General features: G+C 62.2%; 21 protein-coding genes. 8 read left to right on the top strand and 13 right to left on the bottom strand.

The window, feature by feature from the left end; genetic code table 11:
• Nucleotides 1-63: 63 nt before the first annotated feature.
• The 9 genes from AB4Y35_RS10880 to AB4Y35_RS10840 all read right to left on the bottom strand — a co-directional run bounded on the left by AB4Y35_RS10880 (nt 64) and on the right by AB4Y35_RS10840 (nt 12580).
• A complete protein-coding gene (locus tag AB4Y35_RS10880) occupies nt 64-1158 on the bottom strand; it encodes an acyltransferase family protein (RefSeq protein ID WP_368704384.1) in 1095 nt (364 codons plus the stop codon).
• Between the two features lie 87 nt (nt 1159-1245).
• The gene (locus AB4Y35_RS10875; RefSeq protein WP_368704383.1) at nt 1246-2187 is read right to left on the bottom strand and encodes a glycosyltransferase family 2 protein; all 942 of its coding nucleotides are present in this window, start codon (nt 2185-2187) and stop codon (nt 1246-1248) included.
• 139 nt (nt 2188-2326) lie between these two features.
• Nucleotides 2327-3625 (bottom strand): oligosaccharide flippase family protein, encoded by a 1299-nt coding sequence (locus AB4Y35_RS10870; protein WP_368704382.1) that lies wholly within the window; start codon nt 3623-3625, stop codon nt 2327-2329.
• On the bottom strand, nt 3618-4874 hold the full coding sequence (locus AB4Y35_RS10865; protein WP_368704381.1) for a hypothetical protein: 1257 nt from the start codon (nt 4872-4874) through the stop codon (nt 3618-3620). The genes AB4Y35_RS10870 and AB4Y35_RS10865 overlap by 8 nt, the downstream gene beginning before the upstream one ends.
• Before the next feature lie 207 nt (nt 4875-5081).
• Nucleotides 5082-6299 carry a glycosyltransferase family 4 protein gene (locus tag AB4Y35_RS10860; RefSeq protein ID WP_368704643.1) on the bottom strand — a complete coding sequence of 406 codons (1218 nt, stop codon included), beginning with the start codon at nt 6297-6299 and terminating at the stop codon, nt 5082-5084.
• The gene (locus AB4Y35_RS10855; protein WP_368704380.1) at nt 6287-7390 is read right to left on the bottom strand and encodes a glycosyltransferase family 4 protein; all 1104 of its coding nucleotides are present in this window, start codon (nt 7388-7390) and stop codon (nt 6287-6289) included. The genes AB4Y35_RS10860 and AB4Y35_RS10855 overlap by 13 nt, the downstream gene beginning before the upstream one ends.
• Nucleotides 7391-7790: 400 nt before the next feature.
• The gene (locus AB4Y35_RS10850; protein ID WP_368704379.1) at nt 7791-9989 is read right to left on the bottom strand and encodes a polysaccharide biosynthesis tyrosine autokinase; all 2199 of its coding nucleotides are present in this window, start codon (nt 9987-9989) and stop codon (nt 7791-7793) included.
• 112 nt (nt 9990-10101) lie between these two features.
• Nucleotides 10102-11196 (bottom strand): polysaccharide biosynthesis/export family protein, encoded by a 1095-nt coding sequence (locus tag AB4Y35_RS10845; protein WP_246089374.1) that lies wholly within the window; start codon nt 11194-11196, stop codon nt 10102-10104.
• 277 nt (nt 11197-11473) lie between these two features.
• Entirely contained in the window at nt 11474-12580 is a 1107-nt protein-coding gene (locus AB4Y35_RS10840) for a sugar transferase (protein WP_368704378.1), read from the bottom strand.
• A 584-nt stretch (nt 12581-13164) separates the two neighbouring features.
• Here AB4Y35_RS10840 and AB4Y35_RS10835 point away from each other — a divergent pair.
• The 3 genes from AB4Y35_RS10835 (at nt 13165) to AB4Y35_RS10825 (ending at nt 16035) form a co-directional block, all read left to right on the top strand.
• Nucleotides 13165-14547 carry a calcium-binding protein gene (locus AB4Y35_RS10835; RefSeq protein ID WP_368704642.1) on the top strand — a complete coding sequence of 461 codons (1383 nt, stop codon included), beginning with the start codon at nt 13165-13167 and terminating at the stop codon, nt 14545-14547.
• 90 nt (nt 14548-14637) lie between these two features.
• A complete protein-coding gene (locus AB4Y35_RS10830; protein ID WP_133188946.1) occupies nt 14638-15741 on the top strand; it encodes a glycosyltransferase in 1104 nt (367 codons plus the stop codon).
• 159 nt (nt 15742-15900) lie between these two features.
• Nucleotides 15901-16035 (top strand): entericidin A/B family lipoprotein, encoded by a 135-nt coding sequence (locus AB4Y35_RS10825; RefSeq protein ID WP_342952240.1) that lies wholly within the window; start codon nt 15901-15903, stop codon nt 16033-16035.
• Between the two features lie 16 nt (nt 16036-16051).
• On the opposite strand, the gene AB4Y35_RS10820 is transcribed toward AB4Y35_RS10825, so the two are convergent.
• Complete coding sequence (locus AB4Y35_RS10820) at nt 16052-16747, bottom strand: pyridoxamine 5'-phosphate oxidase family protein (protein ID WP_368704377.1); 696 nt, start codon at nt 16745-16747, stop codon at nt 16052-16054.
• Nucleotides 16748-17053: 306 nt separating this feature from the next.
• Between AB4Y35_RS10820 and AB4Y35_RS10815 the strand changes: the two genes are divergently transcribed.
• Nucleotides 17054-17509 carry a host attachment protein gene (locus AB4Y35_RS10815; protein WP_165979530.1) on the top strand — a complete coding sequence of 152 codons (456 nt, stop codon included), beginning with the start codon at nt 17054-17056 and terminating at the stop codon, nt 17507-17509.
• A 63-nt stretch (nt 17510-17572) separates the two neighbouring features.
• Here AB4Y35_RS10815 and AB4Y35_RS10810 read toward each other — a convergent pair whose 3' ends face one another.
• Nucleotides 17573-17749 carry a DUF1427 family protein gene (locus AB4Y35_RS10810; RefSeq protein ID WP_035512139.1) on the bottom strand — a complete coding sequence of 59 codons (177 nt, stop codon included), beginning with the start codon at nt 17747-17749 and terminating at the stop codon, nt 17573-17575.
• A 28-nt stretch (nt 17750-17777) separates the two neighbouring features.
• Nucleotides 17778-18746, bottom strand: a complete 969-nt coding sequence (locus tag AB4Y35_RS10805) for a zinc-binding alcohol dehydrogenase family protein (protein WP_368704376.1) — start codon at nt 18744-18746, stop codon at nt 17778-17780.
• A 274-nt stretch (nt 18747-19020) separates the two neighbouring features.
• Between AB4Y35_RS10805 and AB4Y35_RS10800 the strand changes: the two genes are divergently transcribed.
• Nucleotides 19021-20124 (top strand): acyltransferase family protein, encoded by a 1104-nt coding sequence (locus AB4Y35_RS10800; RefSeq protein ID WP_368704375.1) that lies wholly within the window; start codon nt 19021-19023, stop codon nt 20122-20124.
• Nucleotides 20125-20209: 85 nt separating this feature from the next.
• On the opposite strand, the gene AB4Y35_RS10795 is transcribed toward AB4Y35_RS10800, so the two are convergent.
• Entirely contained in the window at nt 20210-21097 is an 888-nt protein-coding gene (locus AB4Y35_RS10795; RefSeq protein WP_368704374.1) for an MBL fold metallo-hydrolase, read from the bottom strand.
• A gap of 116 nt (nt 21098-21213) precedes the next feature.
• On the opposite strand from AB4Y35_RS10795, the gene AB4Y35_RS10790 reads away from it, so the two are divergent.
• The 3 genes from AB4Y35_RS10790 to AB4Y35_RS10780 are packed head-to-tail and all read left to right on the top strand — an operon-like array spanning nt 21214 to nt 22446.
• A complete protein-coding gene (locus AB4Y35_RS10790; RefSeq protein ID WP_028202089.1) occupies nt 21214-21549 on the top strand; it encodes a metalloregulator ArsR/SmtB family transcription factor in 336 nt (111 codons plus the stop codon).
• A complete protein-coding gene (locus tag AB4Y35_RS10785) occupies nt 21546-21992 on the top strand; it encodes a YeeE/YedE family protein (protein ID WP_368704373.1) in 447 nt (148 codons plus the stop codon). The genes AB4Y35_RS10790 and AB4Y35_RS10785 overlap by 4 nt, the downstream gene beginning before the upstream one ends.
• 1 nt (nt 21993) lies before the next feature.
• Entirely contained in the window at nt 21994-22446 is a 453-nt protein-coding gene (locus AB4Y35_RS10780) for a DUF6691 family protein (RefSeq protein WP_368704372.1), read from the top strand.
• The last annotated feature ends 7 nt before the right edge of the window (nt 22447-22453 follow it).

Genomic DNA, 22453 nt, shown 5'->3' with positions numbered 1-22453 from the left:
CCCGGCGCAGCACTGCTGGATACCGCACGCAAACGCGTGCATAGCCAGCCTCCGCGTACCGGCTCAAACGGGAGTATCGGCGGCCGTGGCGTCGAGAACCGGTTTAGGCGTCGATCGGCCAAATCGGGATACGAGCCACGCACGGATGGGCGTATCGATGAAACGCATGATGAGATAACTGGTCAGCAGGATCGCGGGCAAGAACACGGCGGCCTCCAGAATCGGATCCTTTCTGTGCATCAACTCCTGATAGACGCCGTTGAGCCAGACAAACGTGGGGTAATGCAACGCGTACACGGGATACGACAGTTCCCCAAGAACGAGCGCGACCGTCCGTACGGGCCCGGTGAGCGCAATCGAAGATCCGCCGAGGATCAGCAACGGCATCACGGCGGCGGCCCACAGCCACTGCACGAAGAACGGGATCTGGCCATTCCACCCCATAATGACCATGGTTGCGACGCACGCTGGAAGAAAAAGCGACTTCCAGATCTTCAACGAGAGCAGCCCGAATTTCACATGGCAGTGATAAAGCAGGACGCCCAGATAATAAGCGCCGAACACCCGTGGAAAGCCGGACAGGAAAGTCTGCGGCGTATCACCTCCCATACCGAATACCGAGGTAAGCGCGTAGCCTGCGATCGCCATGGTGAGCGCAAACTTTATTCCGTCGAATCGGCGTGTGAGCATCCAGAAGACGTTGACGACCAGCTCGAGGAACAGCGTATATTCGGGGCCATTGAGCGGAAACACCTGCGGCCCTCCAATTGCATGCGGAGCACCGAAGACCGGAATGCACGATAGACCAAGGAGCGTGGCGGCCGCGAGCCAGCCTGGAGAAACGTCGGAATCGTGAAGCAGAACATATCTCGCCGCGAGATACGATGCGCTCAACAAGGTTCCGATCACGATCATCGGCATCAGCCGTATGAGTCTGATACGCGCGAAAAGCGCACCGCTCATCCCTCTTTCGAAGCGGCCACGATACGCCACGCACAGGACGTAACCCGACAGGCCAAAGAAGAAGTCAACAGCAATACCGGCGTTGGGGGCCAACCATGGGATCCCCAGCCAGTGATTGAAGTGAAAGAGCAGGACCGATATGGCTGCGAGGCCGCGCAGGCAATCTGGCACTGCCAAATGGGAGTCTTTGTTCATCGCGTGCGACTAACACAAGCCCTATAGAAAACCTTCTCCGCTACTAATATGTTGTCCGAATCGGAAGTCCCCTCAGAGGCTTGATTGCTAAAAGCTCTCGGGTCGCTCAGGCGTGAGCCTTCCACGAAAGAAGTCCCACAATCCGATCAGGTTCCCCATGAGACGCCCTCGCCGGTCGATCCAGGGTTCCGGTGCAAAGCTTCGCACTATGTTGCTCGCGATATTGCGTATGACATGATCGACCGCCGGGCGCAAAGGCATGGTCTTCTTTTTCACCAGATAGAACGGATTGATGACCTGCGAATAACCCAGTTTGCATCCGGATACCCTGCCGCGTTTGACTCCCATGTGCACACCGAGCGCAGTATTGATACGCACGACGAGATAGCCCCGATTCCAGATCTGGCCTCCGAAATCACGATCCTCCTGCCAGCCATAGAGAACGAGGCGCTCGTCAAAGCGCAGACCAGCGATGCTGCTGGCGCGGAACGCCATGTTGCACCCGTACGGGCCACCGGTCGGCGCGACGATCAACCTTTCCGGAAGGTCGCCGATCTTCGCAACGATGGCGCGCCCTTCTTCGACGGAATAACCTGGTCCATGAATGCCATCCGCGATGACGGTTCCGGTGACACAAGCAATGGATGGATCGCTATCCAGCGCCTTGAGGACTTCCGCAATCCACTCGCTATGCATCAGGAAGTCATCGTCGAGGAAAATCACGACGTCGACGTCGTCCGGCACATGATCCAATGCATGATTGCGTTGCGTCGTAAGTCCCGGTCGCCCCTTCAGCACGATCAAGCCGGGTTGGACAGACAGGTCGCCAACGTCCTCGTCCGAGACGCAAGAGACGATGATCAGATCGGGTTTAACCGTCTGCAAGTCGACGAAGGCAACGACGTCCTTGAGAATGTCTGCGCGACCACGAGTGGCGAAGATCAGGCAGATTCTCGGATCTTTGCCAGGTGAAGGCTGACTCATTGGCTCGGCCATCGTGACTCGCGAACTGAAGCTCGATTCCATCATTGACCTCATCGATCATTGCCCGCAGGAATGCGGAGGACGCAGCATCGACACGCGAGGCATCGCACTCCTGCCTGCCGAATGCACCCGCAGATCTCACGCGTACACCACAACGCATGCGCAAAGCGATTCGCGGCGTTCGTCATTCGAGCCATCTTCCAAATCTCGCCGGCAAAGAGAAACCTTCGTTGATTCCGAGAATCTCCCGAAACAGGCCTGCTTTCCAGATCCCGAAAATCAACATAACCAGCAATGATCCTTCCGCGAGTATCCGCGCGTAGACCATACCTGCGGCGCCCCAGTGGCTGGCAAGCGGAATGGCCGCCATCAGGTTCACCACCGCGCTGATCACACCGCTCCAGGCAAGCAGCTTTTCAAGTTTCCGGGGAATCAGGAAATAGATACCGAGTACCCGCGTGCAAACGGTAAGCGGCAGAATGAACACCATGATATTGAGAACCGGGACGGCATGACGCAGCTCCGGCCCAAATATCAGCGGTATGAGCCATTCAGAGAGCAATCGCGTGAGGATCACTCCGGCTACCGCTCCGACAAAGAAGACGGCGAATGTCCGCCGGGCAAGCAGATTCGCGCGGGCCGGGTTACGGGTCACCAGATACATGACCTTCGGCGCCAGAATCTGCGCGGCGGGCGCCATGATGCTCAATGCGGCACCCACCAGGCGCTCAGAGAGACCAAAGGCACTCACTTCCTGGGCCGCGGCCAGCAGCGACAAAATGTAGGTGGATGCATCCAGCACCAAAACCGCTGTTCCGCTGTAGATGAAGATCGTGGCCGAGCGCTTGATCAGACCCATGGCCGCACGCACGGGTGAAAGGAAGCCGCTGTATTCTTTTCGAACGAGCCAATATGCCACCAGCGTCTGGATCATGCTGGAGGTAAAAATCACGGGAAACGCGCGGTCGACATCAACGGGCTTCCGAATGAAGGTAAAGATCAGTGCGAGCGAAAGCAGGAGCCCCAGTACTTCGATCAAGACATTGGTGCGCGGGCGTCCTGTGCTGGTGAAATACCAGCCAATGTTGAAGGCGGACAGCAGCCCTCCGGCAACGACAAAAATACCCGCAAGCGGCACATTCGCAATGATTTCCGACCGGCTAACCGCGATGCCTCCGACGATCGCACCGGGAATGGACAACAGCAGCCGGGCCGTGAATTGATCCCGAAAAATCGTATCGCGTTCGCTCGCGATTTCGGTATGGACGATATCCCGTCCCCCGATGGTCGAAAATCCGAAGTTGACGACCAGCCAGAGTGCACTGGAAAGCGACAGTCCGGCCAATACCACCCCGTAGCCACTCGAACCCAGCACTCTTCCGTAATAAGGAATGAGAACGAGTGGGTAGAGGTAGCGTATTGCGTACGAGAAATAAACAGCCAGCAGTTCAAGCTTTGACAGCGACGAGTGAACCTTATTCATGAGCCCCCCTGGCAACCCATCCGCCGCGCGCGGGCACACGTCGCAGCACACGCGGCGAGAGTGCGCCCGCTGCGGCCGCAAATATATAGAAACAAGAACCCAGCTCGAAGACGCTAAGCGAAGCCGATGCGACGATCAACGTCGCGATCATGGCGTGCCGCGCCGCATAAGCGACGGCTCGCTCCGTGAAGGGGTAATGGGCAGGCACCGGTGTCAGCAGAGTCTTGCCGAGGAACGTGCCGTAACACACCACACCCACGATGCCAAGGCTTGCCACCAGCACCACCAGAAAGCTCGACGCACGAATGCTTCCCAGTCCAACACCTATTCCATACGTATCGAAGAAGTTGGTGATGCCCTGAGAATTCCAGCCCATTCGCTCGACACCGGAGTCGCTACCCGCCTTGCTCAGAATCGCGGCGTCGACGAAATCACTGAGCACTTTCACCACCCCCGGCAAAAAGACGATTACGTAGAGCACGCCCAACAGACCCGCGCATGCCGAAATGACACACAGCCGTTGCTTGCGTACGGGGGCGAAACGCGAGATCACGGCGGGCCGGCTAAGGAGCAGTACGAACTGATACGCCCCTAACCCGACATACGCGGTTCCCGAAGTCGACAGCAGCAGGAGGCATCCTGTTGCAATCGAGAGCGGACCGGCCAGTTTCGGGCGATAGCCGACGAGCCAAAGATTCAGGCAAAAGACAAAGATCGGCAGCGTAAATGCCGCAAAGCCGGACGTTTCACTGAACGTGCCGCTGATGCGAACCATCCCGGCCATTTCCTGGCCGGTCAAATCGGCGAACTGCGCCGTCTTGATTACCGAGAGAACGTCGAGGCCCGCCGCGTGCGCAACGATATCGATCACGCCGGCAAGCACGTCAAGCGAGGCGAGCAGGAAGATGGCGTTGGCGAGCGTCCGGTATACGCCGCGATATTGCAGGAACGCAAACATGGAGCAATACACTATAACGTCGGCGATGCAATAGATCGTCTGAGACAAGTTGCCGGAGACAGGGCCAAGCGGCTGCAATACGATGAACTGGCTGCTGCGGTCGACAGGGAACACGAGTGTTGCGCCGCTCAGCAAACGCGGCAGCAGGATGGCACCCGTAACACCCCAGACGCAGGTGCAGAGCAGCCAGAAGCCCGGCTTGCCCTGCGCGACCGCGTCAGCGAGCCCCTTCCCGCCCACGAGATTGAACGCCCTGAGTGCGAAGAACGCGAGAAAGACTTGCGCCGGCAAAATGCCGATGCCGCCCAGGCTGAGCGCGAGCGTACATCCAAACAGGGAAAACGCCGCCATGCCGTAAATCGCGCCGCGATACGACACGTAGAGCGCCGCCAGTCCGGCGACGAACACGATGACTCCGAATATCGTCAGTTCCACTTGCCGAAACCCCTATGCGTTCACCCAGCATTCGTGCGTGAACGATCTCGTTATTGTGCCGACTCAGGCTGAATGCCAGCGCCGCACCACAGGCGGCGTGTCGGCGAGCACTTTGTCGGCATCCATCGCGCGTTCCACTACACTGAGAAACTCCTGCTTGAACCGCTCTTCCGTAAAGCGCATCGCATTGCGGCGGCAAACTTCCGCCTTGAGCGGCGGCTGCCGCTCGAAGCGCTCCACCGCATCGACAATTGATGCCACGCTTTGCTCGCTGAAGAAGAGCCCCGTGCCGCGTTCGGGGTCCGGCGAATCCACCACGATCTCCCGCGAGCCTCCACGACCCAAAGCGATGACCGGCGTGCCGCAGGCCTGTGCCTCGACAACCGAAATGCCGAAGTCTTCCTCCGCCGCGACGACGAACGCCCGCGCACGCTGCATGTGGTCGACCAGAACCTCATCGGGCTGATAGCCGAGCAACGTCACATTGGGCGTGGCACACGCCTTCACACGCGCAAAGTCTGCGCCATCACCGATCACCACGAGACGCCGTGACGGCATCGCGGCGAATGCCTCGACGATGAGCGGAATCCGCTTGTATGGCACCATGCGCGAGGCAATCAAATAGAAGTCTTCGTGCTGGTCACCCAATTCGAACCGCTCCACATCGACGGGCGGATAGACCACAGTGGCCTCGCTGCCGTAGGCTTTGCGAATGCGTCGCCCCACAAAGGCAGAATTGGCGACGAAGGCATCCACGCCATGCGCCGTGCGCTGGTCCCAGATACGCATGTAGTGAAGCAACGCACGCACGATCCAGCTTTTCATGCCGCGCTGCAGCCCGGCTTCGCACAGATACTGGTGCTGCAGATCCCACGCATACCGGATCGGCGAGTGCACATAACTGACATGCACCTGGTTCGGACCGGTCAAAATCCCCTTGGCGACAGCATGGCTCGAGGAGATCACGAGATCGTAGGACGACAGATCGAACTGCTCGATCGCCAGCGGCATGAGCGGGAGGTAAGTGCGAAACGATTTGCGCGCCCGCGGCAGATGCTGAATGAACGAAGTCGTTGCATGCCTTCCGCCCAGCACTCCCCGTTGCGACTCCGGGAAGAAGTCGACAACGCTGTATAGATCGGCCTGTGGAAAGAGCTGAAGAATCTGCTCCACGACCTTCTCCGACCCCGCGTAAGTGACAAGCCACTCATGCACGAGCGCGACGCGGCCGAATCGGCGCGTGTCGTTCGCAAGATTGGATGCAAGCGTCACATTAGCCACGGCGAGATCTCCTCGATCAACCTGGTCGCAGTCGCTCGCCAGGTGAGCTCCGCAGTCCGTGCGCGGCCCCGTTCGCGCAGATTCTCGCGTAACGCGGCGTCGCTCGTGATTCGCTCGAGCAAGCTCGCCAGCTCCGCAGGATCGTCTGGCGAGGTGTAGAGCACGGCGTCGCTGCACGCCTCCTGGACGGCCGGCAGCCGCGAAGCGATCACTGGGCAGCCAAGCGCCAGCGCCTCGACCGGCGGCAACCCGAAGCCCTCGTAGCGTGACGGATACACGAAGCACGCCGCGCGCCGATAGAGCGCAGCGAGTTGGATATCGCTCACGTATCCGAGATGCTTCACGAACGCGGGCAACGCATCCTGGCCCGTTCCGTAGACCCGTGCGTCGCCCCCGCCTACCACGATGATGTCGAACTGCGCGTCACGAATGAGGCGCGCCGCCTCGGCCACGAGCTGGAAATTCTTGTGACGATTGAGGCTTCCCACCGCAAGCACGAATGGACGTTCGTCGAGCGTGACTGAAGTTGGAGCTGCATCCTGTTGCACACGCAACATGTGCTCGCCGCTCTCCGGCACAACGCCGATCTTGTCTGCCGGAATCCGGTAAGCGTCACACAGCTCACGCCGCGAGAATTCCGACACGGTAATCACACGCTGCGATATGCGGCCAAGACGTGGCGCCATCAGGCGATACCAGGCAACGAAGGACCGGCTGTAGCTGTCCGGCACGCGCGCGGGCGCCGCGTCGTGCAGCACCGTGATTTGACGGCGATACCACAGGGGTCCGGAGTTGCAGAGATTGAGCAGCAACCGGCCGCGTGCGGCTTGCGGCAGCGCCAGTTGTTCCCAACGCAGGCCACCGCCCTTTCCGCTCGCGCGCAACGCGACGTGCCGGAACGGATTCGGCATGGCGGCCAGCGCTTCGGGAACGATGATCTCGGTCCGCAATCCGGCAACGCGTGGATCGCGCAGCTCGATCAACTGGTCGAGCGCCCGGATCGTCTCGAACGCAAAGCGATCGACACCCGTCGCGCGGCGACCCAGAAAGCGGCCGTTAATCATCAGGTTGGGGGCAAGCACGTGTTTCATCCCAAGGTGGAAGGCATTGCTCACGGCCGGATTCAACGGGCCGCGCCATGCAATTCATATGTCTTGAAGTGTGGCCGGTCTTCGCACCGGCGAATGTTCGCCGTCGCTCATGTCACGCCAACTCACGCATCCAAAGCCGGTCTCGGAGAGTCAGTTGCGAATTGCGATGGAAAGTCGCCGCTAATGCGATTGACGGGTCCGGTCAAATGACCAGTGACTGAAAGGCGTGATGAGTTCGCGCCGCGTGCGGGCGGACAGTCACACAGCCGCCGGTGAAGTGGGCTGAAGCAGTGCGAATCCGCTCCAGCCCATGAGGGGCCGCTCGACTGGCAATTCGATGGACCGCGGCGCGGCCATCGACGAAGAGATCGGGCGATATTGGACACCCGGCAGTAACCCGCTACTCCGCCTTCGCGCTCCCCGTATCCTTGGCAAAGCCGTAGCTCGAATAGCCGTACGCGGCATATTCGTTGCCATAGCGTCCCGGACGCGAGGTCATGTCGTTGAAGATCACGCCGCGAATCGGCACGCCAACCTGTTCGAAGCGACGCACGGACTCGCGCAGATCGCTCACGCTCGTCGCGCCCTGGCGCGCGATCACGAACACGGTGCCCGCCAGCCTTCCGATGATCCCGGCGTCTGCTACCGGCAAAATCGGCGGCGCGTCGATCAGCACGAGCTCATACGTCGAATTGGCCCATGCCACGAAATTCCTGAAAGCGTCCTTTTGCAGCAGTTCGCTGGCATTGGTCACATAACCACCGGTCGCGACGAAGTCGACGCCCGGCATCACGTCGTGATTCACCACGTGGTCATAGCTTTGGCAGTGTTCGAAGATGTTGGTGACGCCCGGCATACTCGGCACCGCCATATGCTGGTTCAGCGAGCCCCGCCGCAGATCCGCGTCGACCAGGAGCACACGCTTGCCGGACGCACCGAATACGGCCGCCAGATTGACCGAGACGAACGACTTGCCGACCATCGGTGTCGGCCCCGCCAGCAGCACGACACGATTGTCCGCGTCCTCCAGCGAATGCTCGAGCGCCGTGCGGAAACTGCGCAGGCTCTCGACCGCCGGGTCGAATACAGCCGTGTGCGCGAGCACCGTGTTCGCACCCGGCGCGCCGTAAGGCAAACGGCGCGCAATCGAATGCTGAATGCGGCTGCGCGGTACGGCCGCAAAGACTGCCAGCCCGGTGCCCGATTCGATTTCGTCCACGACGGAGACGCCGCGGTTGAGCCTCTGACGCAGCAGCACGAGCGCGGCGCCGGCAAACAATCCGGTAAACACGGCCGCAACCACGATAATTGCGCGCTTCGGCCGAATCGGTCCTTCAGGCGGCACCGCGGCGTCGATCATGCGGACATTCGACACGCGGCCTGCCTTGATCAGACGCAACTGCTCGCGGTTGTTCAAGAGATTCGTGTAGATGTTCGTATCGACGGTCACTTCCCGCTGCAGGCGCACGACCTCTTGCTCCACCGGCGGCAGGGCGCGAGTCTGGCCGGCCAGGTGTTCCAACGACTTCTGCGCTTCGGCCAGCTGCCCGTTGATGGCGACGAGAGCCGGGTTGTCGTCGGTGAAACGGGCCATCGCCTGCGCGCGTTGCTGTTGCAGATCGGCGATACGCTGCTGCGCCAGCGCCGAACTCTGCAACAGTGCCGAAGCTTCGGCATCCAGATTGACGGCGCCGTGCGCCGAGCGGAACGTGTTGAAATCGTTCTCGGCTTTCTCCAGCTGCGCCTTGAGCAGAGGCAACTGACGGTCGAGGAAGGCAATCTGCTTTTCCGCTTCTTCCTGCGTGCGCTGAGCGTTCTGCCGGATGTATTCGTTGCCGACCGCGTTAAGAATGTTGCTGGTGAGTACCGGGTCTTCGCCATCCAGCGCAACGCCGATGACATCGGACTCCTTGCCCTTTTCCGTAATGGCGATTGCCGTCTGCAACCCCTGGATCGCGCTCAGTTCGGACAGGCGCATCACGTTGAAGACCGTGCCCGGTTGCCCGTCGATCCGGCCGACGACGAGGTCGATCGAGCCACCCACCGTCGGCGCGTGCAGCGCTTCTCCCACTTTCCCTTCGAGCGTGATGCCGCCCCCCTCGAGCGTGTAGGCCCCCTCGCCCCGGTAGGTCAAGACAAACGGTCTGCCCTGGAGGCGCGTCGGCACGTCGAATTGCGTGACCTCGATCGCCTCGTCACCCCAGGCGTAACCGCCCCATCCCGACCAGTTGCCGAGGCTCAGATGTCGCGCAGCCCAGCGGCCCACCACGGGGAAATAGCGCGGCGTTGCCTTGATATAGAGCTTCGTCGCATCCACGGCGGACGACACGACCATCCGCGAGCGCAATACCTCCATTTCCGCCGATGCCTGGGTCTTGACCGCGAACTGGGAGGAAAGATCGGCCAGCGCCGATTTTGCCCCGTTCGGGCTCTCCTCCACCTGAATGAGCATGTCGGATTGATAGACGGGGGACGCCAGTACCGCGTAGAGGGTGCCGACAAGCGTAAAGATCAGCGTAACGATCAGGATCGTCTTGCGGCCAGCGTAAAGGGTGTCCAGCATATTGCCCATATGGCCGCCGTCGGGGGCGATCGGCATGATCGTCTCCGCAGGCCCTTCGAGCAGATAGTCGCGGTTATTCATCTTGTTCCCCCGAGAGCGAACAGGTCGACTGACGCGGTTCGTGTGGTTTGTATTGTTCATGTGCACATCAGTATCCAATCGCACGGCTCGTCGCCGCGGCCTGGGTCGTCGGCAAAATCAGGCTGATGACACGGCTCCACTTCACGAGAGCAGACGTATCGACGAACACGACGTCGTTGGGCTTCAGCTCGAACGAATCGGCCGTTGCCATCGCAGAAGCGCTGCTCGCGTCGAGATGGAACACGGTCGGCTGGCTGGTATCGCGTCCACGCACGACATACACCTGCGAAGCATCGCCCGACGACTGGTTGATCCCCCCCGCGTTGCCAAGCGCCTCGTTGAGCGACATACGTCCGTTATTGAACATCACGCCGCCAGGACGCTCGACCTCGCCGACCACGAAGACCTTGCTGTCCGTCTGTGCAAAGATCCGCACGAGATCACCATCGTGCAGAATGATCCGGTCGGGATTGAACCCCTTGCGAATCATCGCCGGCATATCGATATCCACGGTAGTGTCTCCACGTGTCACTGACACATGCGAGCGATCGGCATTGCTGGTGAAGCCGCCGGCCCGGTTGATCGCCTCGGGCAACGTCATCGGTCGGTCGTTGAGCACCTGGACGCCCGGCGTCTTGACCTCGCCGTCGAGATACACGCGCTTGCTGCGATAGGTCTCGATGCGTACGGTGATCTGCGGCTGGCGCACGTATTTCGCGAGCTTCTCCGCGAGGATGTCGCGCACGCCCATTTCCGAAAGGCCCGCGACTTTCAGCGGACCAATATAGGCATACTGAATAAAGCCGTTGGTATCGACGGTGTAGCCGGACGCAACCGAACTGGCGCCTGAAGGACCGTCGCCGCCGCCGCCGCCCGCGGGCAGGTTGAGTTCGGGGTGATCCCACACAACGATGGTGAGAATATCGCCGGGGCCGATTTCATACGGAGTGGCCTTGGCAAACATCTGCTGCACGTCCGCGGGAATGCCCTTGGGCCGCGCCGCGGCCTCCTTGTCCACGAGGTCTCTCGTGATCTCGACGAGCGTACCGGACGGTGCACCAGCGATTCCCTTGGCCACCACACTATCGGGCACCGCCGCGCCTGATGCCGCACCGGCACCCGGGTTCGCCGTGGAGCCGGCCGCGCCGGAAGTGTAGGTCATGCCCGGCGCCAGAGCGCAGCCGCTCAGCGCCGTGAGCGCCAGGCAAACGGCACAAGCGGCCCCGCGGCGCAGCGCGCCCGCGAGTCCAAAATCCCGCACGACACGCGCGTGCGCAGTCCCGATCCAGTTCATCGCGTTCAGTCCCATCGCAACACCCCCAATCCGTTACACGCGTTCCGGGTCATGCCGTGTGAACCGGATACCTGGTATGCCAACCGCGTCTCGCTCTAACACGTTTGCAGCCCGCTTTCACTTTCGTTTGCGGCTCGCTCGCAGCTCAATACGCGCCAGTTCCGCGAATCACGACAAAAAACGTCTTGAACAGAATCCCGATGTCCTTCCGGAAGGTCCAGTTCTCCACATACGAAACGTCGAGCAGAACGCGCGTCGCGTAGTCGATATCGTTGCGCCCGCTCACCTGCCACAGGCCCGTGATACCCGGCGTGGCCATCAGGTAGTACTTTCTCGCCTCGCCATAGCGCTCCAGCTCCTGGTCGATGATCGGGCGCGGGCCGACAAAGCTCATCTGGCCGAGCAGGACGTTCCAGAGCTGCGGCAGTTCATCGAGGCTCGAGCGGCGCAGAAAGTGGCCGATCCGCGTTACGCGCACGTCGTTCTTGAGCTTGAATTCACGCTCCCATTCGGCGCGGGCTTCGGGATCACGCTCGAGCAGATCCTTGAGCACCTGCTCCGAGTTCACCACCATCGACCGGAACTTGAGACAGCGGAATTTCTTGCCATGGCGGCCTACGCGCGTATGGCCGTATAGCGCCGGACCGCCATCGCGCTTGACCAGCAGCGCGAGCACGGCGAGCAGCGGCGAGAGCAGGACGATCGCACTCACTGCCGCCACTATGTCAAAGACGCGTTTCAAGGCGTGCCCGATGACGGCGTTGCGAACCGTGTCGCGCGAACCGGCCTCGTAAGCTTCCCGGCGCCACCATTCACGGGTCAGTCGCAGCACGCTGAATTCCGAAAAGAACAGCGTGTGCGACAGCAGCAGCGAAATACCCGTCGTCAATGTCCAGTACATGAACCACGGCAACGCCAGCAGATGATCGTGATGAATCGCATAAAGCAGCACGAGTCCGCAAAGCTGCACCGCGAGCCAGGCGAACGCCGTGCGGCCCGCGACGCTGAAAAGCGAGCGGCTGCCACGCGTGCCATAGGTCCCGCAAGCGGGAAAGACCGAGAGTGCAAGCGCCGCGCAAAATGCCACCAGCGTGGGATCGGGGTGATGCACCTCGGCCACCTGTCCGGAATTTAGATTCAGGTGTACGGCGCATATGGCGCCGAGCACGATCAGCACGACATCGACCGTACGTTGCAGCACGATGTCGACCGTACGTTGCGCAAACTCTGACCGTTGCGTTAACTCTGACATTTCCCTACCCCAGTGCGTGTCGTGTTCGTCAGACGTTCATGGGCTGGCAGTCGTCCGCCACCGGCGAACGCACGTAAGTCCCCGTCTCAGGCGATCCATACGTCACGTGGCGCCTGCCCCGATAACCCACGACAACACATTACGGCGCGAGCGACGCAGGAACCGTGCGCAATCCCACCAACGGTTTCTGATCGTCGCGGCCTCATGATCCGAACCACGCTGGAGGCGCTCTGCAACTCACAATGCGAGCGTTGCGTTATGTGCGCAAACGCACATAACGCTACGTCTCTCGTGATGCCGGGTTCGGTCAATTGATATGAAGGATTCCTTAATGTTTACCCTGGAAGTCGCGACTATCGACTCTATTTTCATTATTCGATCGCGACATCTGTGATAGACGGAATCTAATCTCCCGTGGAGTGTCTATCCGTTCGCCGTCGCACACATGATGTCGCCAATGACGCGGCACAATGCTTTCTGGCCGCGCCTCCAAAGTGGGTAAGCCAATTGAAAATGCCGGCGTGGAGCGAGCAAGCGCGCGTAATCGGTAGCCGGCAACCGCTCCACGCGAGGAATACGCCGTGATGCATTCCGTAGCAACCGCCCATCGTCTGCTCACCGATACCGCCAGTTCGCGCGACGCGAGCCACGCGAAACGGACCTGGCCGTTCGGCATGCGTGCCATTGAAAGCTTCGCGGCAGGTATCTGCGCACTCGCATGCGTATCGGCGGTGCACGCGGGCGACACCGTGCACGCCATGCCAGCCGACGAATTCCTCCAGACGCTCGCTGTCGACACCCACGTCAGCTATACCGACGGCGCGTATGTCAACGTGCACAACGTCGCCGACGATATGGCGTGGCTCGGCATTCACCACGTCCGCGACTACCCGCCCGGCTCTTCCATCCCGTTCTCCAGCTATGTCTATCTCGCGCAGCGCGGCGTGAAATTCAACTTCCTGATGGGCGCGGACTTCGAGAAGCACATCGGGCAGGTTGCGCAGTTGAATACCGAGGTGCCCGGCAGCGTTGCGGCCATCGAAGGCCCCAACGAACTCAACAACTTTCCAGTCGCTTACCAGGGGCTAACCGGCGCTGCAGCCGGGCTCGCTGTGCAGCGCGACCTCTACGCACGCGTACACGCCATGCCGGAGCTCAAGGCGGTGCCCGTATACGACGCGACCGGCTTCGACCCCAAGTCAGTCGAGACGCGTGCGGCTTCGGCCGACTTTGCGAATCAGCATGTCTACCCACAAAACGGCGAGCAGCCCCTCTGGAACGCGAACGGCGACAAATGGATGCTTGCAGCCATTCACCTGGGCCAGAGATATCAGTTGCCGCTCGTCATCACCGAGTTCGGCTACTTTTCATTGCCGCAGGCGGGTTGGTACATGCTCGGCGTCGACGAGGACACGCAGGCCAAGGGCGTCCTCAACGGTTATATGGATGCGGCTTCTGCGGGCGTGAAGCGGCTCTATGTTTATGAACTGCTCGATGAAAAGCCCGATCCGTCACACAAGAACGATGAAATGCATTACGGGCTCTTTCGCAACGACAATAGCCCCAAGCCGGTGGCCTACGCCATTCGCAATCTCACGTCGTTCCTGAACGCCAACACCACGCGGCGCGCCAGCGCCGCGACGCGCAACACGCTCGCCTATACGCTTTCGGATATGCCGCAATCGGCGAATAGTCTGCTGCTGCAGAAGAAGGACGGCCGCTTCGTGCTGGTGCTCTGGAACGAAACGCTCATTTGGGACCGTGCGACAGCAAAGCCGCTCACCAGCCCGCCCGCGCGCGTCGGTCTCGACTTTGGCGAAACGGCAAAACGTGTCGAGATTTACGATCCGCTCGCTCCGGCGGCGGAACCGCACAAAATCCATCGCGACGTGCGCCAACTCACCGTGGAAATACCCGACCACGTCATCCTGCTCGAAATCACTCCCGCGAACGCGCCGGGAACCTGAGCGCGGCGCCGACCGCAAGAGGTTCGGGGCGGGCAGCCTGTCCGCCTTTGTATAATCGCGCATTCCTTCTTCCGGTCGCGGTTTCCTTTCATGCTCAGTTTTGCCCTCGGCTTTCTCGTTTCCTTGCTGGTCACGCTGCTGATCGTGCGTTACGCGCATCTGCATGAAAGGTTTTCCGTCGATTCCGATCTCGTCGGCGTGCAGAAATTCCACGTGCGTCCCGTACCGCGCATCGGCGGAACGGGCATCCTCGCGGGGCTGATCGTGGCGGCCGCGCAGTTGCACGGGGCGTATCCGGCCGTCTCGGGCGGCATACTCGGCATCGTCGCGTGCGGGCTGCCCGCGTTCGCCTCCGGGCTGATCGAAGACCTGACCAAGCGCGTCTCGCCGCTTGCGCGCCTCCTGTGCACGATGGCCGCCGCCGCGCTCGCGTTCTGGTTCCTCGGCATCGCGGTCACGCGCATCAGCGTGCCGCCGCTCGACTTTCTGCTTTCCTACGCGGCGATTTCCTTCGTGATCACCGTGCTCGCGGTCGCGGCGCTCGCCAACGCGATCAACATCATCGACGGCTTCAACGGCCTCGCCTCGATGGTCGCGTTCATGATGTTCGCCTCGCTAGCCTACGTGGCCTTCCAGGTGCACGATCCGGTCGTGCTCTCCGCGTCGTTCATCATGATGGGCGCGGTGCTGGGCTTCTTCATGTGGAATTTCCCCGCTGGCCTGATCTTCCTCGGCGACGGTGGCGCGTATTTCATCGGCTTCATGCTCGCCGAGCTGTCGATCCTGCTCGTCATGCGCAACCGCGACGTGTCGGCCTGGTATCCGGTGCTGCTCTTCATGTATCCGATCTTCGAGACATGTTTCTCGATCTACCGGAAGAAGTTCGTGCGCGGCATGTCGCCCGGCATTCCCGACGGCGTGCACCTGCACATGCTCGTGTACAAGCGCCTCATGCGCTGGGTCGTGGGCGCGCGCAATGCACGCGAACTCACGCGGCGCAATTCGCTCACTTCGCCCTACCTGTGGCTGCTCTGCCTGATCGCCGTGATTCCGGCCACGCTGTTCTGGCGCCACACGTTGCACCTCTTCTGTTTCGTCGTGCTGTTCGCGCTCACCTACGTGTGGCTCTATGTGAGCATCGTGCGCTTTCGCTCGCCCAAGTGGCTCGTCGTGCGCAGGACGCGCAAGCGCTGAAAGCGGCTCGACGGCATGCAGGCGGCGCTGGCGCGCAGCGTCGGCGCATGTGGCCCCGCTTCGCGCGTAGAATCGAAAGGAAGGACGGCGCGCATTCGCCATGCCCGCCGCCGCTTCCATCCGACGCTTTGACGTCTATTCGATTCAGGGAGAGCCCATATGAGCCGCTATTTCGCGTTTGCGCTTGCACTCTTCGCTGTAACACTCGCGGCCTGCAACACTATCGCAGGCGCAGGCGAGGACCTTTCGAAGGGCGGTCAGGCCATCACCAACTCGGCGGAAAAGGCCAAGTAAGCCGCCTGTGCGCGAATCACGGCGCGAGCGCCCGCTCGCGCAGCCGCGCGACTTCCGCTTCCAGTTCCCGTACGCGGGCCTCGCGTTGCGCCGCGGCCTCTTCCAGTTCGCGTATGCGCGCGTCGCGCTCGTCTAACGCTGCCTTCACGTCCGCCGCCTCGAAGCGCTGGGGAATGTGCTGCGGGCAGTTCATGTCCCACGCGTGCACCGTGAACACGATCACCCGCTCGGCGCGCGCCTTGTAGCCCGCAGGCATCAATTCCTCGACCAGCGCCGGGTCTTCGACGACGCGCGCGCGGCCCCAGAGCTTCACGCGCCGCCGCCGCGCATAGTCGATGACGAACAGATGCGCCTTCGGGTTGTCGGCGAGGTTGCCGAGCGTGATGTATTGCTGGTTGCCGATGAAATCGGCGAAGGCAATGGTGTGCTCGTCCACCACGTGCAGAAAGCCTGCCGGGCCGCCGCGATGCTGGATGTACGGCTGCCCTTCGGTATTCGCGGTGCCGAGGAATACGCTCGTCTGCGCGGCGATGAATTCCTGGATTTTGGGCGTGAGCGCCACGCCCCAGGCGTGATCGCGCTCCACGCTCGCATAGAGCTCGCGCGAACCCAGGCGCTCCTGCATCGCCTTGACCGTCGGCGTGAAGGCGATGTCGCTCGGAAAACGGAGGATGCGATCGGCATTCGAGGCGGTCGAGTCGTTCGGGCTCATGTCGGACTCCTTTGCAGCGCGCTGCGGAGTCTAAAGGCTAGGCGCTTCCGCAGAAAAAGATAATCCAGCGCCAGCAAGAATCATCCTCCCGAATTCTGGAAGGGCTAGACGTCAGCGGGCACGCGGCTCGCTGTTCCGACACTTTCGCGTCTCGCGCGAGCGCCAGCGGCGCGCCGACGAGCGCGGCGGCACTTCCCGCGCCGTGCGGCCCGAAGCGCGCTACCCTTGACGTTTACGCCGCGAGGCCCGAGTCCACTCAACCGCCCGGCGGCCGCATGCGCCGGGTGCCATGGCAGGGAGTCGAACATGTCGAAAACGATCTGGATTGTTGTCGCCAACCGTGTGACCGCGCGCATTTTCGCCGCCGAAAGCCCGCTGGGTGCCATCGACGAGGTCGAGACGCTGCTCCATCTGCAAGGCCGCATGTCGGACGAGAACCTCGTGACCGACAAGCCGGGACGCACCACCGACCGCGTCGGCTTCGGCCGCAGCGCGACCGATCCTGACACCAGCCAGCACGACCACGAAGCCACCGTGTTCGCGGCGGAAATCGCGACGACGCTCGCGAAGGCCCGCAACGACGCGCGCTACGGCACGCTCGTGCTCGCGGCGCCGCCCGCGTTCCTCGGCGTGCTGCGCAAGGCAATCGACGCGCAAACGCGCAGCCTCGTCACGCTCGAACTCGACAAGGATCTCGCGGCGCTCGACGCACGCGAACTGCGCACGCGTCTGCCTGAGCGGCTCGTGCGGGCCGAGGCGTGAGCCAGCCCGTCAGCGAAGTCCGCGCGGAGTGATATCCGGCGCGGTGAGTGAGGATTGCCTTGCTCACCCCGCGAGATGCGCGACGCACGCGCGCACGACGCCGATCACGTTCTCGCCCGCCAGCATGCCGAGCAGACCGACGAGCGCGATGGTCGGCGGCGCGGGCGATTTCACCTGCAGCACGTTGTAGAGCAGCCCCGCGAGTGCGCCGACCGCGAACGACACCAGATAGCCCTTCATCTTCGTCTCCCGTTCGTTCGAGCGTCGCTCACGCCATGTCGATCACGACGCGCCCGGCCGTGCCCGCGGCGACCGCCTCGTAGGCTTCGCGTGCTCGCGCGAGCGGAAAGTGCGCGGCCACGACGGGCGGCTCGAACTGGCCGGCATCGAACGCTTCGGCGATGGCTTGCATGAGCGGTGCGGAATCGGCCACGCCGAGCTTCGCGCTATCGGCGCCGAGCAGTTGCGTCTCGTTGTGATAGAAGTCGATCAGATCGAACTCCACGCGCCGCTTGCCCGTCGCGCTGATTTCGACCACGCGGCCGCGCCGCTTCGCAAGCGAGAGCGCCAGTTCGAACGCCACGCCGCCCACGGCGTCGTAGACCACGTCCGCGCCTGCGCCACCCGTCAACTCGCGCACGCGTTCGGCGGTGTGCTCGTTCATGGGAACGAAGGCGTCGATGAGACGCGCGGCCGGCGAACCGGCAAGCGGCGCCTCGCGGCCCACGCCGATCACGCGTGCGCCGCGCGCCTTCGCGATCTGCGTGACTGCGCCGCCCACCCCGCCCGACACGCCGATCACGGCGATCGTTTCACCTTCGGTGAGGCGCGCGTAATCGACAGTGCCAAGCCAGGCCACCACGAAGTTCACGCCGATCGACGCGGCCTGCGCGTGCGAGAGCGCCGCGGGCTTGCGCGCAAGCGCGGCCACCGGCACCTCGATGAACTCGGCGTGCGTGCCGTCGCGCGTGAAGCCGATGTCGCCGCCCGTGCCCCAGACCTCGGCGCCGAGCCACTCGTCGGGGCCCGCCACCACGACACCGCTGAAGTCGCGCCCGGGCACGCGAGGCGGCACCGTGTGCTCGAAATGGCCGGAAACATTCTTCACGTCGCTCGGGTTGACCGAGGCGGCGCGCACCTGCACGAGCGCACTGCCGGCTTTGGGCGCGGGCGTGGGCAGATCGATGAATTCGAGTACGTCGGGCTTGCCGAAGGTCTTGAACTGGATGGCTTTCATTGCGGGACTCCGTGGGTTCAGGGGCGCCGCGCCTTTCCGTGGGTCACAGGCGGCAGCGCATTGAACGGAAGTCTAGTTTGCCGGCATCCCGCTGAGTGGACAGACGCTTTCGAATTTCGGACAAGGTAACTCTTTAACTAATTGCTGAGTTCTGTACGGTCACACACAAAAGTACGCATTTGTGTGCCTTTCCGCGATGTCAGAATAGCCGCGATCAAACGCAGCACATCCCGCTCAGGCCGCCATTGGCGAACGCGCAGACCGCGCATCCACCATGCAAAAGCTACAGTCCCTTACCGTGCTGCGCGCCGTTGCAGCGACAACGGTCATCTTCTTTCACATCATGTCGCCGACAGCACACACGTTTGGCGAATTCGGCGTCGACATTTTCTTCGTGATAAGCGGATTCGTCATCGCGCTCGTGCTGGATAACCCAAAATTGACCACGCAGCGCTTTCTCGCGGACCGTATTGCCCGCATCGTGCCGCTGTACTGGGTGTTGACACTGAGCGTATTCGTCGGGGCACTCATCGCGCCCGAGTTGTTGAATTCGACCACAGCGGACTTTGCAAATCTGCTGAAGTCGCTTTTCTTCATTCCCTATCGCAAGGAAAGTGGCCAGATATTCCCGATGTTGTTCGTCGGCTGGACGCTGAACTACGAAATGCTGTTTTACGTCGTGACGGCCGTTTCGCTGATGCTGCTGCGCCGTCACCGCCTGCTGTTCACTTCGGCGCTGATCCTTGCGATCTTTTGCACAGCGAAGGCATGGAACTCGCGCGACGTGTTCACCGCATTTTATTCGAATCAGCGCTTATTCGAGTTCCCGCTCGGATTCATGGCCTACCAGCTTTGGAAGTTCGGAATCCCGATCAAGCCACCGCTTGCCGGATGCATGGCAGTCGCCGCCTATGGCTGGATGGCCTACATCAATTGGCACGACCTTTCCACCGCACCGTTGCTTTATTACGGCCTTCCGGCTTTCGTGCTAATCGGCAGCACACTGAACCTGGAATCGGCGATGGGCTCGGGCCCGCTGACTCGCGCAGCCATATTCATCGGCAATGCGAGCTATGCCATCTATCTGAGCCATCCATACTGTGTGGAAGCTGCACGCAAGCTGCTGCCGGACGCTATCGAGGGCTTTGACCCGACTGCGCCGCTCGGGGTGGTGCTCACGATGATCGTGGCAACGGCGATGGGCGCCGCGCTCTACCAGTTCGTCGACTGGCCGCTGCACAGGCACGCGCGTCGTCTATTGCACGCTGTGCCGGACATCCGGTTGCGCAGATCGCGCACTGCCGGCGCGAACGATACGGGCACGGACACCCAGGAGGAACCGGCCGGCGACTTGCCGGTCAACGAGGACGCGAACTGAACGGCGAAGTGCGCGGGCAGCGAGTGATCAAAAGCGTTTTTCCGCCCTCCTGAAATGCACATTGCGGAAATCACTCCGCAAAGAGTCAAAGCGCGTCGATCGGAATCTTCAGATATCGCACGCCATTGGCTTCGGGCTCCGGCATGCGACCGGCGCGGATATTCACCTGGATCGACGGCAGGATCAGGTTCGGCATGGCGAGCGTGCGGTCGCGCGCGGTGCGCATCTGCACGAACGCCTCTTCGCTCACGGTCTCGTTCAGGTGGACGTTGCCGCTGCGCTGCGCGCTCACCGTGGTCTCGAAACACGGCCCGCGCGATGCCGGCGGGTAGTCGTGGCACATGAAGAGCCGCGTGTCGCCCGGCAGGTCGAGCAGCTTGCGTGCCGAGCGGTAGAGTGTGTGCGCGTCGCCGCCCGGGAAGTCGCAGCGCGCCGAACCCACGTCGGGCATGAATAGCGTGTCGCCGACGAACACGGCGTTGCCGATCTGGTACGCGAGATCGGCAGGCGTGTGGCCGGGCACGTGCAACGCGCGCGCCTCCAAAGCGCCGACCTGGAATGCCTCGCCGTCCTGGAACAGCACGTCGAACTGGCTGCCGTCCGGGCTGAGCGTCTCTCCCAGATTGAACACCGCGCGAAACACGCCCTGCACGTCGCGAATGTGCTCGCCAATGGCGATGCGCCCACCCAGTTGCGCCTTCAGATACGGCGCCGCCGAAAGATGATCGGCATGCGCGTGCGTTTCCAGCAGCCACTCGACGTGAAGCCCGTAATCGCGCACGAACGCGATCACGCGGTCGGCCGATTCCGTGGACGTGCGGCCCGATTTGGGATCGTAATCGAGCACCGGATCGACGATCGCGCAGGCTGTGCCGCGCCCGGCGTGCACGACGTAGGTGACGGTGGCCGTGACGGGGTCGAAAAAGGGCTCGACGGTGGGCTCGAGGGTTTGTAGCTGGGCAGGGTTGGACATCAACGACTCCGCAAAGATGACCCTCTATTGAAGCACATATTATAAATTTATATAATGTTTTTAGACAAAGTATAATCTGGATCATTGACTTGCAACCTCGTCCAACGAGGCGACCCATGAACTCACCACTCACGCCCGAAGCGCTCGCGGCCCTGCGCGAATCCGCCGAAAAGTGCTGCGCGCTGCTCAAGGCGCTGGCCCACGAAGACCGTCTCCTGCTGCTTTGCCAGCTCACCGAAGGCGAGCGCAATGTCGGCGAACTCGAGGAGCTGGTGGGCGTGCATCAGCCGAGTCTTTCGCAACATCTCGGCAAACTGCGCGACGAAGGCCTCGTCGATACGCGCCGCGAAGGCAAATACATCTACTACCGCCTCGCGAGCCCCGAAGTCATTCAGGTCATGCAAACGCTCTCGAGCCTCTATTGCGGGCGTCTGAAGGTCCATCCAGCATGAGTCTCGACCTCGCTCACTTCACGCCCTACGCATCGTTCGCGGGCGGCCTGATGGTCGGCGCTGCCGCCGCGCTCTTCGTGCTCGTGAACGGCCGCATCGCCGGTATCAGCGGCTTGCTCGGTGGCTTGTTGGGCAGATCATTGCCGGGTTCGGGCGGCGAGCGCGGCGTGAATGCCGCTTTCGTCATCGGCCTCGTTGCCGCCCCGTTGCTGTGGCGGCTGCGCGCGGGGCTTCCGACAATGCAGATCGATGCATCCGCGCTCACGCTCGTCGCGGCGGGCCTGCTGGTCGGCATCGGCACCCGTTACGGCTCGGGCTGCACGAGCGGCCACGGCGTGTGCGGGATCGCGCGCGGCTCACGCCGCTCGTTCGTCGCCACGGGCGCGTTCATGGCGGCGGGCTTCGCCACCGTGTTCGCTGTGCGTCACCTGATCGGAGGCTGAGATGCGAAAACTCAGCGCGTTCGCGTGCGGTTTGCTGTTCGGTATCGGCTTGCTCGTCTCAGGCATGGCCAATCCGGCCAAGGTGCTCGGCTTTCTCGATCTCGCCGGGAATTGGGATCCTTCGCTCGCCTTCGTGATGGCCGGCGCCATCGCGGTCGCCGCGCCCGCCTTCTGGCTCGCGCGCACGCGAGCGTCGAGCCTCGCCGGCGCGCCGATTCAGCTGCCGACATCGCGCCGAATCGACGGCCGGCTGGTTGGCGGCGCCTTGCTGTTCGGCGCGGGCTGGGGGCTCGCAGGCTTCTGCCCCGGCCCCGCACTCGTCGCCGCGGGCAGCGGCCAGCCGCGCGCCTGGCTCTTCGTCGCCGCCATGCTCGCGGGCATGGCGATTTACGCCGTGCTCGAACAGCGCCGCCGTTCGCAAGAAGCCGCATCGATCAGCACCAAACCGCACTAAAGCAGCA

The organism is Paraburkholderia sp. EG286A (assembly GCF_040965375.1).
Taxonomy (GTDB): Bacteria; Pseudomonadota; Gammaproteobacteria; order Burkholderiales; family Burkholderiaceae; genus Paraburkholderia.
This window is presented reverse-complemented; position numbering and strand designations above follow the sequence as displayed.